The following is a 13,833-nucleotide window of genomic DNA, read 5'->3' as shown; positions in this document are numbered from 1 at the left end:
GCCTGTCCCGGGGAGCGGGTCGGCTCCGCGCCGGGCGCGGCGGTGACGTACTGCTCCCCGCAGTAGGGGAGTTGGCGGTACCTGCCGATTTGACCGGCGTACGGCGGCGCTGGGAGCATGCCCGCCCGGGGCGCGGGGGGCGGACCCGTGGTGCGGACGAGGGGGGCGCTTCACCATGACGGACTTCACGACCGTTCACGTCGCGGCGGCGAATGCCGGGACCGGCCGGGGGCCGGCCGCGGCGGCCGAGCCGATCAGCGGGCTCAACGGCGGCTCCGCGCTCGTCCTCATCTCGGTGGTGGTCGTGGCCGTCGCAGCGGTCGCGGTGATACCGCTGATCATGGATGTGCGGCGGGCCACGGCCTGGCGCCAGCAGATCACCGACCGGCTGCTCGAGGACGCGGCCCGCGACCACGAGGTACGCGACCTGCTGCGCGACCTTCGCGAGCCGCGCGGCGTCCGCGGTCTGACCCGCAGCGTCATCGCCGTCCTCATCCTCGCGCTCGTCGCCTTCGCGCTGGCCGTCGCGATGCTGTCCTCGGGCGCCGACTCCGGCGACCTCCGCAAGACCATCGTCACCTCGCTGATGACCGTCCTCGCCACCGTCTCCGGCTTCTACTTCGGCTCGCTCGGCGCGCAGAACAGCGCGGAGGACGCGCGGCGGCAGGTGGGGCGGTCTTCTGCGGCGCCGCCGAAACCGGGCGCCTCCGGCGGGGGTGCCGCCGGGGGGAGCGGCAAGGGGGCGGTGCCGCCCGCGCCGGGGTCGGGCGCGCCTGGTGGTCCGGGCGCTGCCGGGGCTCCTGGCGGTCCGGCTGCTCCAGCGGGTGCTGGCGCTTTCGAGGGCGGGCCCGCCGCCGCGCAGCCGACGCACTCGGCGGGCGTACCGCGGCAGGGGGCCGTACCGGCGCCGGAGGGCGGGCACGGGGCCTGAGGGGTTCTCGCCGAGTCGGCTCTAGGCCGGGAGCCGGGAGCCGGGACCGGAGCCGGAGCCGGAGCCTGGCCCGGGACCGAGGCCGGGCGCGTACGGGCACCGAGGCTTTCCCGACCCCGGCCGGGGCGGTTCGGGGCCCCGAACTTTCCGACCGCGGCCGGGGTCAACGGCCCTCAGTTCCATGCATTCGGACCGCGCCCCGGCCTTGCCGCCCGCGCCCCGGTCGTACGGTTCCGGCCTCGGCCCGCATGCGGGCGGTGCCGCCCTCCGCCACGTCCCCTCGCGGGTCAGACCCGCAGGAACGCGTCGATCCGGGCCCGTAGCGACCGCGCGTCCAGGCCATGCCCGGCCACGTGCTCCTGCCAGGTGCCGTAGTGACGCAGTTCGGCGCGGCGGGTGCCGAGCGCGAGCACGCGGTGCGGGACGTCGGCCAGCGCCTCGGCGGCGTGCGCCGAGGACGTACCGGTGAGGTAGGGCTCCACGACGACGAGGTCGGCCGCATCGGTCCGAGCGGTCGCCTCCCGTACGGTCGCCGCGTCGAACGGCCGTACCGTCGAGGCGTACAGCACCGTCACATCGCGCCCGGCCGTCGCGTCGAGGACGGCGTCCAGCATGGGCCCGACGGCCAGGACGACCCCGGCGCGCCCTTCGCGCAGCACCTGGAAGCGGCCGGGCGAGACGGGTCGCGGCGCCACGTTCGAGTGATCGCTGAGCCGTACGTAGACGCGGCTGTCGCCGTCCGCCGCCGCGTGCCGCAGCAGCGCGTCGGCCTCGTCGGGGTGCCCCGGCACATGGACGGTCCAGCCGTCGAGCGTGTCGAGCAGCGCGACGTCGCCCGGCGCCTGATGCGTACGCCCGCCCGCGGCGACGTCGTACGAGGCCCCCGCGCTGACCAGGACCGCGCCCACGCCCTGATGCCCGATGTCGAGCTTGACCTGCTCGAAGGCCCGCTCGGTCAGGAAGCTCGCGAAGGTGTGCGCGATCGGCCGCAGCCCGGCGAGCGCCAGTCCGCCCGTCGCCCCGACCAGCAACTGCTCCCTGATCCCGACGTCGATCACCCGGTCGGGGTGGGCGCGGGCGGCGTCACTGAAGCGGTCCGAAGAGATCACGGCGAGGACGACGGCCAGCCGCGGATCGGAGTCGAGCAGTTCGGTGGTGACGGCGGCGAACCGCTCCCGCATGGTGTCCATGGAATCCCCAGTCATGTCGTTTCTTCGCCTGCCCTCAGCCGCGGTCTCGGTCGCGGTCGCGGTGTCGGCCTGTCCTCGGCCTCGGTCTCCGCATCGGCCTCGGCGTCGGTCGCGGTCTCGGATGCTGTCGCTCGGGTGTCGACGTTCGGGTGACGTCGCTTGCCGTCACCCGTGGACCCGGCGGTCACTTCGGCTCGACGCGGGCGACCACGGCGTGCGGCCGTCCCGGATGCGGCGCGGTGAACGCCTCGTACAGCGCGGCGTGGTCCCGGCCGTCCACAGTCACCGCGGACCAGCCCTCGGCGGCGAACCGCGAGGCCAGCCCGCCGGGCCAGCCGTACGTGGCCGAGGCGTTGTCGACCGCGACGACATGGAGCCGGTCGAGGCCGACCGCCCCCGCGTACTGCACGGCCTCGTGATTGCTGCCCTCGTCCATCTCGGCGTCGCCCACGAGCACCCATACCGCCGGTTCGTCCAGCCCCTGGGCCCGCAGCCCCAGCGCGCTGCCGACGCCCAGACCGAGCCCGTGCCCGAGCGACCCGGAACCGATCTCGACGCCCGGTACGAGCGTGCGGTCCGGGTGGTGGCCGAGCGGGGAGTCGTACGTCCCGAAACCGGCCAGCCACTCGTACGGGATGAAGCCCTTGGCGGCGAGAACGGCGTAGTACGCCATCGGGCCGTGGCCCTTCGACAGCAGGAAGCGGTCCCGGTCCGGGGCGTCGGCGCTCTCGGGCCCGACCCGCAGTACCCGGTCGTACAGCACCCACAGGACGTCGAGGGTGGACGTGGCGGCGGTGTCGTGCTTCTCGTCGCCGGTCATCCGCGACATCAGGTGGCGCAGGTCGTCGTACCCGTAGCGCTCGGGCTGTTCTGAGTGGCCGGACGGCCCGGTGCGGTGCGTCATCGTCATGGGACGACCTTGCAACTTCAAGCCGACTTGAAGTCAAGCGTATGCTGGGCCGATGTGACCCTCTCCACCCGTGACCTGCTGCCCATCGGCGAGCTTTCGGCCCGCAGCGGCATCGCCGCCTCCGCGCTGCGCTATTACGAGGACCTCGGGCTGATCCACTCCGAGCGCACCTCGGGCGGCCAGCGCCGCTACCGCCGCTCCACGCTGCGCCGGCTCGCCTTCATCCGCGCCGCCCAGCGCATCGGGCTCTCGCTCGACGAGGTCGGCGCGTCCCTCGCCCGGCTCCCCGTCGACCACGTCCCCACCACCGCCGAATGGAACGGCGTGGCCCGGTCCTGGGAGCAGCGCATCGACGACCAGATCGCCGAGCTGCGACGCCTCAAGGCCAAGCTGACCAGCTGCGTCGGGTGCGGCTGCCTCTCCCTGACGCGCTGCGGTCTCTACAACGTCGACGACGCGGCGGGGGCGGCGGGCCCCGGAGCCCGCTATCTGCTGGGCGACACGCCTCCCGAAACGGCTTCCGCGCCCTCTCCTCTTGACGCCCCCTCCCCGTCTTTCGCGTCCTCCCCGTGCGACGCGTCCGACGCCCCCGTTACGCCCTGAGGGCCCCCGCCGGGGCGGTCCCCGTGGAGGCCCCCGACCGTCGGAAGTCCGTCACCCGCACGCGTCACGCGCGGGCCGCCGACTAGATGCCCTCCATCTTGAAGGGGTCGTGCTCCGCGAGCAGCTTGTCGAGCCGCGCCTGGTCGACCCGGCTCACGACCTGCCCGACCTCCTGCCGGTCGCGCACCACCTTCGCCAGCGTGAACGCCGCCGTCACCACATACAGCAGCCCCAGCCCCAGAAACGCCCGCTCCCACCCCCCCACCGGCAGATACGCCACCCCGACCACCATGGCCCCCAGCGCCACCGCGAACGAGATCGCCGCCTGCGCCGCATACGCCGCCGTCGTCTCCTGCTGAATCGGTTTCGTCATGCCCCGACCTTCCCCCCGCCCCGCCCCACCCCACATGAGTACCCCTACTCAACTCCCCCCGCCCAGGCCCCCACCCCCTCTGCGCACAAACACCCCCCGAGGTGCGGTATCGTTCTCGTGCACGGTCACCCGGGGCCACCACCCCGACCGACCAAGCACCGGGACGTGGCGCAGCTTGGTAGCGCACTTGACTGGGGGTCAAGGGGTCGCAGGTTCAAATCCTGTCGTCCCGACGGTGCACGAAGGGCCCGCTGGACTGGCATTTAGCCAGGTCAGCGGGCCCTTCGGCTTGTCGGCAACTGTCTCCATGTGATGGGGCGTCAGGTTCCTGGGGACCGCCTGGGGACCACGGTCGTGGAAAAGCCGCAGGTCAGCGTGATTTCGTCGGGGGCCATGTTCATCTCAGCCCTACGCGGAGTTGTCTGGTTCCTACAATCTCCGCAGGGTCGCGGACATGCCGGGGGAGGGCGGCGGGAGGCCGGGGGTAGTGCTCAGGTGGTTGCTGAGCGTGCGGCCGGCGTGGACCACGGACTGCAGGTCGGGGTGGAGGTAGCGCTGAGCGGTCTGCAGGGAGCCGTGGCCGGCGATCAACCGCAGGACGTGCAGGGGGACTCCGGCGTCCGCCATCCATGTGAGGCCGGTGTGTCTCAGGTCGTGGCGGCGCAGGTGTTCGTAGCCGAGTGAGTTCACGACGTCGTCCCAGTGGGTGGCGTCGCGCAGGACGGCGGTGGTGATCCGTCCGCCGCGGGGGCCGGTGAAGACGCGGGCGTCGGGTTGGTCGCCGATTGTCAGCAGGCGTCGGGCGACCATGGGCCGAATTTCTTCGATGAGGGGGACACCGCGGGCGGTTTCACTGTGTCGACAGAAGGCGGGTCAGCCTTCAGATGGCGACGAAGGCTGACGTACTGCTCGGGTGCCCACTCCGGCGAGGCAGTGAGCTGCTCCCGGACCCAGGCGTCCACCTTGCGACTCAGTTCGTCGTCATACGTGTCCATTTCCCGCCTGGATCCAGTAGCCGTGGAGGAGGCGGCCATGACGCAGGACGTGGTGACCATCACTACGCGGACCGGGACACGGCAGGCTCGTTGTTCGGACTGCAGTTGTATGTCCGAGCGGGTCCGTTGCGGGTACCGACGATGCCTGGCTGGCGCGGTGGGTGATCGGCTACAGCGGCCAGCAACGGGCGGATCTTGTGGACGGCCCGGGTGACCGTGGAGCGTCCACTGGCAGCAGAACCGCTCCAAGTCGGCGCACCCGGCCGCCTGGCGAACCGGCCACCCGCCCGCCATAGACACGGAAGAGGCGGTCGGGCCCCTGGCGGTGCTCGGCGTGGTGCATCCCGACGATCTGCTCGCATCGGGACAGGTCCTCGAGGGGGCCGCCGAAGTGGGCGAACCCCCAGTCGGCCACGGCAGTGACCTGGAAGGCCACCCGGTCCACGGGAAGGATGTTGGGCCCGAAGTCCCAGTGGGTAAGCGCCCCCGTCGCGCCCATCGGCGCGGCCTCCGGCGAAGACGCGCCCGCACCCGGCTGGGTGCTCCATGTCGGGGTCGACGAGGTCGCCGCGGTCGGCGGATCCGTGCTGCTGCCTCCGTCCCCCGACAGCACCGGCGCCGTCACTGCGCTCGTCGCCGACTCCGCGGGCACGCGCTTCTCGCTCCGGGAGGCAGGGGACGCCGCGGAGCCAGGCCGCAGCGACCAGCCCAGCACGTTCGCCTGGGCCGAGCTCATCACGGACGACGCGCAGGTGAGCGCAGCCTTCTACAGCTCCGTTCTCGTCTGGACGCTGACCGCGTCCGAAGGGCCGCTGGGCCGCCGAGCACGGCAGATCGACGGCGTCTCGGTCTGCGGCCTGCTGCCTCGCCCAGCGGCGATGGCAAGCCCATATCTCGTCCGCACCCAGCAGACAGCCAAGAGGAAGAGTCCGGTCAGCGACTTCTGGCTCAAGCGCCTGTTCAAGGGGCTGCCCGCCACGGCCGACAGCCTCCGCCAGGACCGGGCCCTCGAAGAAGCGACCGCCGCCGGACCCGATCCCCTCCGCATCGCCACCATGTTCAACCTCAGCGCCCAGGCCAGCTTGCGCTACACCTACGCAGCCGGCCCGTCAGACACCGAGACGACGATTGGGTAAGCCTCTAGTAGCTGACCGTTATGTGCCCTGTTCTGGGAGCTGTCTGCCGCTGGCGGCGACGTGCGGGCTGTGCGCTCAGGTCACGATGGGAGTGGTCGCAAGGCGCTGGCGATGACGGTGGTCACCATCTTGTGGACGGCGGCAGTCTGCGGTGGGGCGCTTGTCCGGTCGGCGAATAGCAGGTGCCCGGCCCCGACGAGGGTGGGGGCGAGTGTGTCGATGTCGGCGTCACCGGCCAGACGCCCCGACTCCCGCTCGGCGGTGAGGTATGCGGCGATCATGGCGGTGCCCTGCATGGCGAGTGGGATGCCGGTCAGACCGGCCTCGCGCAGCCGGGCGCGGAGGCCGTCACGGAAAGTGATGAGCGCGACGATCGCCACCGTGACCGGCCCGAACAGATCCTGCAGCGCGTCGGCGAGGTTGTCCACCACGCTCCCGGTGCCGGCGGCCGCGCGCAGAGTCGCGGTCCGGTCCTCGATGCCGCGGACGCGGTCGAGGACCAGTCCTGCCAGGAAAGCGTCGAAATCGGTGAAGTGCCGGTGCAGCACACCCTTGGCGCAGTTCGCCTCCTCCGTGACCGCCCGGCTGGTCAACGCGTAGGGCCCGTCCCGAAGCAGGACACGCTCGGCGGCTTCGAACAGCTGACCGCGCACGTTGTGGATGTGCACCCCTGACGGCATTGTCTCCCTCTCCGCGCCGCTCTGCCTTAACAAGTGGGCATGCGCCCACTAGTGTGGGCGCATGCCCACTTTATCGCAGGGACAGCCGTCCGAGTCCGGCCCCGAGCCCCACCGCCACCGGCAGACAGCCGAGTCGTTCGGAGTGGACGCCGAACGCTACGACCGCGCCCGACCGCCGTATCCCCAGGCCCTGGTGGACAGGATCGTCGCGGCAAGCCCCGGCCGGCACGTACTCGACGTCGGAGCCGGGACCGGCATCGAGGCCCGGCAGTTCCAGGCGGCCGGCTGCACGGTGCTCGGTGTCGAGCCCGACGAGCGGATGGCCGCCTTCGCGCGACGCAGCCGTATCGAGGTCGAGGTCGCCAGGTTCGAGGACTGGCAGCCGGCCGGGCGGCAGTTCGACGCGGTCATCGCCGGCACCGCCTGGCACTGGGTGGGCCCCGTCGCCGGCGCGGCCAAGGCGGCCCAGGTGCTTAAGCCCGGCGGCCGACTCGCCCCCTTCCACCACGTCCCCCAGCTCCCGGCCGAGGTGATCGACGCCCTCGCAGAAGTACTCCAACGGGTCGCCCCCGATTCCCCGTTCAACCCCGGCCTGCTCAGGGGCTCGGCCGTGGACGCCTACCAGCCGCTGTTCGCGAAAATCGCCGACGGGATCCGGCAGACTGGCAGCTTCAGCGAGCCCGAACAGTGGCGCTTCGCCTGGGAGCGCACCTACTCCCGAGAGGAGTGGCTCGACCAGCTCCCCACCTTCGGCGGCCTCACCCAACTCCCCGCAGACAAAATGGCGGAGGTCCTGGACAGCGCCGGGACCGCGATCGACAAGCTCGGCGGCCACGCCACCATGCCCTACACATCCATCGTGATCACCTCCACCCGCTCCCAGACGGCGTGACCGCCGCAACGCCGGGCGCGAGTACACCGATGAGCACAGCAACGTTCCCGGGGGAAGCGGGAAGAAGACTCGCAAGAGGGGAAGTTTCTCCGGCCCTTTGCCCCGGGCCGCGGCCATCATCAGCAGCGCCCCCATCGCGCGCATCGAGGCGGAACGCCGACACTCAGGGAGTAAGGGCTGTCCCGCAATTGATCTTGTGCGCTCCTGGTTGCCGGTCGGCCGTCCGATCAGCGGGCCTGACGAAGATTGTGCAGGTGGGCGATACCCAAGATCGCGTAGTGGACACCGTCACCCTTGAGTCGGCAGTCGCGAAGGATCTTCCAGGTCTTCATGCGCGCGAAGACGTGCTCTACACGAGCCCTGCCCTGTTTGTGGGAGCGGTTGTGCTCATGCTTCCATCCGCACAGTTCGCCGCCCGCGGGCCGACGATGCGGGACCACCAGGCCAGTGCCCTGGTAGCCGCCGTCGGCGATGGTCGTGGTCCTGCCGACGGCTGCCTTCGCACCCGATTCTGCCCATGCCTTGCAGTCGTTGCGGTTGCCCGGCACTGGTCGTCCGACCGCAACGACCAGCCGTGTGTCAGCGTCGACGACCACTTGGTGATTGGTCGCGTACCTGTAGTTCTTGGACTGCTCGGCGATGCTGTGATCGCGGGTAGGCACCAGTGTGCCGTCCACGATGAGCACGGTGCCGGCGTGGAACCGCTGCCGCTGCTTGAGTGCCAGCAGCGGCCCGATGTGGCCGATTATCCGGTCGGCGGATGACTTGGAGATACCGAACAGTGGGGCGAGCTGCCGCAACGTCAGGTTGGTCCGCCAGTACGCGGTGACCAGAAGTACCCGCTCTTCCAGCGGCAGTGACCAGGGACGCCCGCGGCGAGTTCGATTGGCGCCTTCTCGGCGCAACAGCGTGACCAGCTTTCGAAAGTCGCGCGAGCGCAGCCCGGTGAACGGGGGTATCCAGGACGGCTCCGCTGCCGTGATCATTCCAGCCACAGCGGGATCTTCTCAAGGCGAACCACGCCCTGACCGCTCACATGGCCAGCGCGGCTTGCCGCGTCGCCGCGGCGCTCAGGTCGTATCGCGCTTCGCGGCCGACGGAGATTGCGGTTGCTCGTCGCGGCTCTCTGAGGTGAAGGCGTCGCGTCGAGCGAGAGTCACCGACAGAGGCAGGCCCAGCCGCTCGGCTGCGCGGCGCCGGACACGCACCTGAGCTCGGGTCCGGGGCCGGAAAGAGGGGAGCCGTGAGCAGCCGCAGCCGGGGCGGTGATCGTAGGTCAGCCCCTCCGCGAGCACAGTCGCAACAACTGACCATGCCTTCGTGTCGCGTCGCCGGGGCGCAGCAAAGTCGTAGCCGGCGAAGACGAGCTGTTCACGACAGCCAGGACAGATGCGCTTCCGGATCGGCCATGTGGTGCCTTTGAAGGAGAGCCGGCACGCGATGCATACGTAGTGCCGGAAGGCACCGTTGAACGCGTGGTAGCACATGGTCCGAGAGGATACGCATCGTCCGCGGGCGGGCCCAACCGGATTCCTAGAGCCCGATCTGGCCAGTCGGCCGCCCGGTCAGTGTCCGCGCCACCACACGATGGGCCGGACGCACAAATAGCGGGACAACCCTTACGAGCTCGTGCATGGTTGGCGGTGGCGCGTCGAGGACCGTGGGTCGGCGGTTGTGCTCACCTTTGCGTGCTGATCGCCGACGTGGCGGCCTGCTGGTGGGAGAGCAGTGCGGCGACGGCTTGGATGATGTCGCTCATGTCTTCGCGGCGGCCGTGGTGGCGGGCGAGGGATCTCCAGTTCTTCATATGGCCGATGCCGTGCTCGACTCGGATGCGGCGTGAAGAATGGGCCTTGCGCTGACGCTCGTGCATCTCCTCGTACCACCCGGGCGGGTTCTTCTTGAACTAGCCCACTCCTGTGCACAAAACCTCAAGAGAATCGCAATCGCGTGCGATTCCCGGATTGAGTGGGCTTATGCCGTGAAGAACGTCACCCCGGGCGATGACGCGGTCGAATCCTCGGTCGACACGCCAATTAGCGCTGCGACATGTTGGATTGGAGCACCATTGCTCCGTCGAAACCGCGGTGCATCGCGCGAAAGATCTTGAGGTGACCGAACGCCATCGCTGTCACGCATCGCATTCGTTTGCCGGAGGACAACGTTCCACTGCCGGGCCCCTCCAGGATGTTTCAGGCGTGCCCGCCGACTGGTGCGGCACGGACTGTGATGGGGGTGGACTGCAAGTGCGGAAACGCATACTCGGACGCTGGGGCTCGGTGCTCGGCGTCGCGACCACGGGGGTGGTCATCGCGGCGGGTGCGCCGGCGGTGGCTGCCGCGCCGGACGTTCCGACGCAGGCGGTGGCGCTGGTCGACAGTGTCAAGCCGGTGTTGACCGCGAAGGTCTCGAGCCCGTCGGGCGGGCAGGTCACGGCGAAGTTCTTCGCGGGGACGTATGCCGCGTACGGGGCGTGGGACCTGGTCAACGGCGGTACGGTGACGGTCGCTTCGGGCTCGGTCGCCCGGCTGACGCTGCCGACGTCGATGCCGATCGGTACGGAGTTCGACTGGCAGGTGCAGGCCTGCCAAAGCGGCACCTGCTCGGCGTTGACGACGCTTCAGGACACGCATGTCTCGCCGATGCTGGCGGCCGGGGCGCGGCCGGGTGCGACGCGGCTGTCGTTCTCCGCCGGCGACCATGTCTCGGCGCAGGTCGACGTGGGCTCGGGGAATGTACTGGTGTCCACCAGCGATCTGACGCTGCCCGGGATCAACGCCGATGTCGGTCTAGGCGCGTCGTACAACAGCGAGTCGGTGGGATCCGGGTTCACCTCGACGTCGGCTCCGGCGGGGTACGGGTGGCTGCTCACCCCGTACGACGTCTCGCTGACGGTGCATGAGGAAGGATCGGTGACCTACCGCGGCCGGGCCGGTGTGACGGGCCTGTTCGTGTCCACCGGCACCGGCTTCACCGCGCCGGGCGGGTTCAAGGCGGACTTGGTCAAGAACAGCGACGGCACCTACACGCTGACCGACCACGCCAGCCAGACCAAGCAGACCTTCGACTCCTCCGGCAAACTCACGAAGATCACCGACCGCAACGGCAACACCACCACACTCGGCTACAGCGGCAGCCTGCCGGCCTCGATCATCGCGACCCGCGGCACCACCAGTCAGCGCACCGGCGTGTACGCCAATGCGTCGGGTCATGTGACGACGCTGAAGCAGACCGCCTCGGACGGCTCGGTCCGCACCGTCACCTACACCGTCAACAGCAGCGGCGACCTGGCCTCGGTCAAGGACACCCTCAACCGCACCACGTCCTTCGGCTACACCGCCCACCAACTGACGTCGATCACCAACCCCGGCGGCGGCATCACCAACTTCACCTACGGCGCCCGCGGGGTCACCTCCGTCACCCAGCACAACACCGCCACCGGCTCCCCCGGCGACTCCGTCACCCGGCTGTCGTACCCGTCTGCCACGCAGACCCTGCTGGCTGCGCCGGACACCGACCAGACGCAGTCGGTTTCCACGGTTCCGCACACCACCTACGACCTCACCTCGGACAACACCGCGCACGTCACCAAGGCCACCGACGCCGACGGCAACGTCCGTTCCAAGACGTACACCGCGAACTTCGACACCTCCACCAGCACCGTCGGGTCCGGCAGCGGAGCCTCGACCTCGTCGAACGAGTACAACGCCAACGGCGGCGAGTCGCTGACCAAGACGACTTCCCCCACGGGTTCGTCGCAGTCCGCGCTCTACGGCAACACCGCCCCCGCCAGCAAGTACCTGCCGTCCTCCTCGACCGACGCCCAGTCCAACGCCAGCACCTACCACTACACCGGCGCCGGGCAGCGCGACGAGAGCACCGACGCCAACGCCGCCAACGCCAAGGTCACTTACAACAGCGACGGCACCGTCGCCACGTCCACCGACCCGGGCAACAGCACCAGCGCCACCTACGGCTACGACTCCGCCACCCACCAGGCCACCTCCGTCACCCCGGTGACCGGCGGCTCCCTGGGCGGGCAGACCTTCAGCTACGACAAGTACGGACGCCTGGCCACGGCCAAGGACGGCCGGAACATCACCACCACCTACGGCTACGACGACGCGGACCGCATCACCTCGGTCACCTACTCCGACAGCACTCACGCCGTCGGGTACACCTACGACGGCTTCGGCCGGGTCTGGACCCGCACCGACGGCACCGGCACCACCACCTACACCTATGACGACCTCGGGCACCTGGCCACCCGCACCGCGACCTCCGGCGGCGGCACCCTCACCTACGGATACGACAAGTCCGGCAACCTCGTCACCCTCACCGACGCCCGCGGCACCGCCACCTACAGCTACGACGACGCGAACCTGCTGACCCAGCTCATCACCGCAGCGCCGACCTCCACCAAGATCCGCTTCGCCTACGACGACCACGGCCGCCGCACCGACACCTGGTACGGCACCGACAACAACCACACCCTCTACAAAGCCCACGTCCACCAGGACTACGACGCCTCCGGCCGCCCCTCCCGAGTCTGGGCCGACCAGGGCCCCGCCACCTCACCCACCCGCCAGTTCGACGTCACCTACTGCCGCGCCGCAGGCGGCACCCCCGGCACCACCTGCTCCGCCGCCACCACCGACGACCGCAGCCTCCTGCAGTGGTCTAAGGACAACCTGACGGGGAAAACGACGGCCTACGGATACGACCCGGGCAACCGGCTGACGTCAGTGGCGACTTCGGGAGGTGGGACCACGTACAGCTACGGCTATGACCCGCGCGGCAACCGCACGACCGCCACCGGCGCCACGACCCTGACCCACAACGCCGCCAACCAGATCACCACCAGCGGCTACACCTACGACGCCGCCGGGAACCTCACGAAAACCCCGTCGCTGTCCTCAGTCACCTACAACGGCGCCGGCCAGATGACCGCGGCCACCACCTCCACCGGAACCGGCACCTACACCTACGCCGGCACCAGCCAGACCGAACTGACCCACCAGACCACCGACGACGGCCAAAACGTCGACTACGTCTACGGCCGCCCCGACGGCAACGGCCAGCCCGTCATCGAACAGGTCACACTCGACGCCGGCACCGCCTACATCGACCACGACCCCACCACCGGTCAGCCGTTGGTCCTGCGCACCACCACCGGCACCGAGGCGTACTACATCATCGACGGCTTCGGCAGCCCCGTGGAATTCATCAACCAGTCCACGGTCACCTCCACCGTCTACCAGTACGACCCCTACGGCGCCTACCAGACCACCACCGCCACCGGATCAGCCGCAGCCCAGAACCCCTACCGCTACGTCGGCGGCACCTACGACCGCACCACCGGCTGGATCAAATACGGCCAACGCTGGTACAACCCCACCACCGGCCGCTTCACCAGCCAGGATGCACACTCCTTCCTCGCCGACCCGGCCCAGGGAAACCGCTACGCCTACGCCGGCGACGACCCCATCAACAACGTCGATCCGACCGGCGAGGTGCCCTGGTCGAAATACGCGACGTCCTGCTTCAAGGGTGGAGCTCAAGGAGCGCTCGTCGCAGGACTCACAGGAACCGCCACCACGGGAATCGGCCTCGCCACTGAGGCCGCGACCGGCTGCGCCATCGATACAGGGCTGGACATCGTGGGCGACTACGGGCCCAGCGGTTCCGGCGACGCCTCCGAAGCCGTGAGCTTCCTCAACGACGCAAAGGACGCCTTCAAACTAGGGGCAAGCCTGTTCTGACCTGGTATGCCTGGGGGCCGGGCACCCTTGCCCGGCCCCTGAACCGAAAGGAACCCGGTGAATATCTTCGTCTGGCTCGTCATCGTGGTGGTTGTCGCCGCCCTCATAGCATTCCAACTTTTCATGCGAACCGGAGGTATGCGAAAGTACAGGGAACGGAGGGGCAAAAAGTGGTGACCGATAGCACGGTAATCAGCTCCGGGCAGGGGACCGAACCCCAGGCGTATTATTTGGCTTTCAGCGGGGCCGCTCTGGGAATAACCGTGCTCGTAGTTGCCCTAGTGGCTTTCTTCTATTTTCTTATCGTTCTACTCACTCGAAAGCGCTAGGAGAACCAAGCCGTCTCGGGAGGGGCCGGAGC

General features: G+C 69.6%; 12 protein-coding genes and 1 tRNA gene. 6 read left to right on the top strand and 7 right to left on the bottom strand.

Annotated elements, in window-relative coordinates; genetic code table 11:
- The first annotated feature begins 175 nt into the window (after positions 1-175).
- Positions 176-931, top strand: coding sequence for a hypothetical protein (locus tag ACIO6U_RS15620; RefSeq protein ID WP_401719267.1), 756 nt, complete (start codon positions 176-178; stop codon positions 929-931).
- A gap of 287 nt (positions 932-1,218) precedes the next feature.
- Here the strand turns inward: ACIO6U_RS15620 and ACIO6U_RS15615 are convergent, their stop codons facing one another.
- Both ACIO6U_RS15615 and ACIO6U_RS15610 read right to left on the bottom strand, forming a co-directional pair.
- Positions 1,219-2,121 carry a transketolase C-terminal domain-containing protein gene (locus ACIO6U_RS15615; RefSeq protein WP_355342876.1) on the bottom strand — a complete coding sequence of 301 codons (903 nt, stop codon included), beginning with the start codon at positions 2,119-2,121 and terminating at the stop codon, positions 1,219-1,221.
- A gap of 184 nt (positions 2,122-2,305) precedes the next feature.
- Positions 2,306-3,025, bottom strand: coding sequence for a transketolase (locus ACIO6U_RS15610; protein WP_391051498.1), 720 nt, complete (start codon positions 3,023-3,025; stop codon positions 2,306-2,308).
- 60 nt (positions 3,026-3,085) lie between these two features.
- On the opposite strand from ACIO6U_RS15610, the gene soxR reads away from it, so the two are divergent.
- On the top strand, positions 3,086-3,634 hold the full coding sequence (gene soxR, locus ACIO6U_RS15605; protein ID WP_401719264.1) for a redox-sensitive transcriptional activator SoxR: 549 nt from the start codon (positions 3,086-3,088) through the stop codon (positions 3,632-3,634).
- A gap of 82 nt (positions 3,635-3,716) precedes the next feature.
- On the opposite strand, the gene ACIO6U_RS15600 is transcribed toward soxR, so the two are convergent.
- Complete coding sequence (locus ACIO6U_RS15600; RefSeq protein WP_188280171.1) at positions 3,717-4,007, bottom strand: YiaA/YiaB family inner membrane protein; 291 nt, start codon at positions 4,005-4,007, stop codon at positions 3,717-3,719.
- A gap of 159 nt (positions 4,008-4,166) precedes the next feature.
- Here ACIO6U_RS15600 and ACIO6U_RS15595 point away from each other — a divergent pair.
- Positions 4,167-4,240: transfer RNA gene (locus ACIO6U_RS15595), tRNA-Pro, on the top strand.
- Between the two features lie 196 nt (positions 4,241-4,436).
- Here the strand turns inward: ACIO6U_RS15595 and ACIO6U_RS15590 are convergent.
- Positions 4,437-4,817, bottom strand: coding sequence for a tyrosine-type recombinase/integrase (locus tag ACIO6U_RS15590; RefSeq protein ID WP_401719261.1), 381 nt, complete (start codon positions 4,815-4,817; stop codon positions 4,437-4,439).
- Positions 4,818-5,454: 637 nt separating this feature from the next.
- On the opposite strand from ACIO6U_RS15590, the gene ACIO6U_RS15585 reads away from it, so the two are divergent.
- A complete protein-coding gene (locus ACIO6U_RS15585; protein WP_401719258.1) occupies positions 5,455-6,138 on the top strand; it encodes a hypothetical protein in 684 nt (227 codons plus the stop codon).
- An 80-nt stretch (positions 6,139-6,218) separates the two neighbouring features.
- On the opposite strand, the gene ACIO6U_RS15580 is transcribed toward ACIO6U_RS15585, so the two are convergent.
- Complete coding sequence (locus ACIO6U_RS15580; protein ID WP_401719255.1) at positions 6,219-6,806, bottom strand: TetR/AcrR family transcriptional regulator; 588 nt, start codon at positions 6,804-6,806, stop codon at positions 6,219-6,221.
- A 73-nt stretch (positions 6,807-6,879) separates the two neighbouring features.
- On the opposite strand from ACIO6U_RS15580, the gene ACIO6U_RS15575 reads away from it, so the two are divergent.
- Complete coding sequence (locus tag ACIO6U_RS15575) at positions 6,880-7,710, top strand: class I SAM-dependent methyltransferase (protein ID WP_401719252.1); 831 nt, start codon at positions 6,880-6,882, stop codon at positions 7,708-7,710.
- A 227-nt stretch (positions 7,711-7,937) separates the two neighbouring features.
- Here ACIO6U_RS15575 and ACIO6U_RS15570 read toward each other — a convergent pair whose 3' ends face one another.
- On the bottom strand, positions 7,938-8,705 hold the full coding sequence (locus ACIO6U_RS15570; RefSeq protein ID WP_401719249.1) for a transposase: 768 nt from the start codon (positions 8,703-8,705) through the stop codon (positions 7,938-7,940).
- A gap of 683 nt (positions 8,706-9,388) precedes the next feature.
- Positions 9,389-9,583 (bottom strand): hypothetical protein, encoded by a 195-nt coding sequence (locus ACIO6U_RS15565; RefSeq protein ID WP_401719246.1) that lies wholly within the window; start codon positions 9,581-9,583, stop codon positions 9,389-9,391.
- A 373-nt stretch (positions 9,584-9,956) separates the two neighbouring features.
- Between ACIO6U_RS15565 and ACIO6U_RS15560 the strand changes: the two genes are divergently transcribed.
- Entirely contained in the window at positions 9,957-13,472 is a 3,516-nt protein-coding gene (locus ACIO6U_RS15560; RefSeq protein ID WP_401719244.1) for an RHS repeat domain-containing protein, read from the top strand.
- The last annotated feature ends 361 nt before the right edge of the window (positions 13,473-13,833 follow it).

The sequence above is a fragment of the Streptomyces sp. NPDC087422 genome, assembly GCF_044744145.1.
Lineage (GTDB): Bacteria > Actinomycetota > Actinomycetes > Streptomycetales > Streptomycetaceae > Actinacidiphila.
Note: the sequence above shows the minus strand (reverse complement) of the source record. Positions and strands in the feature narration are given on the sequence as shown.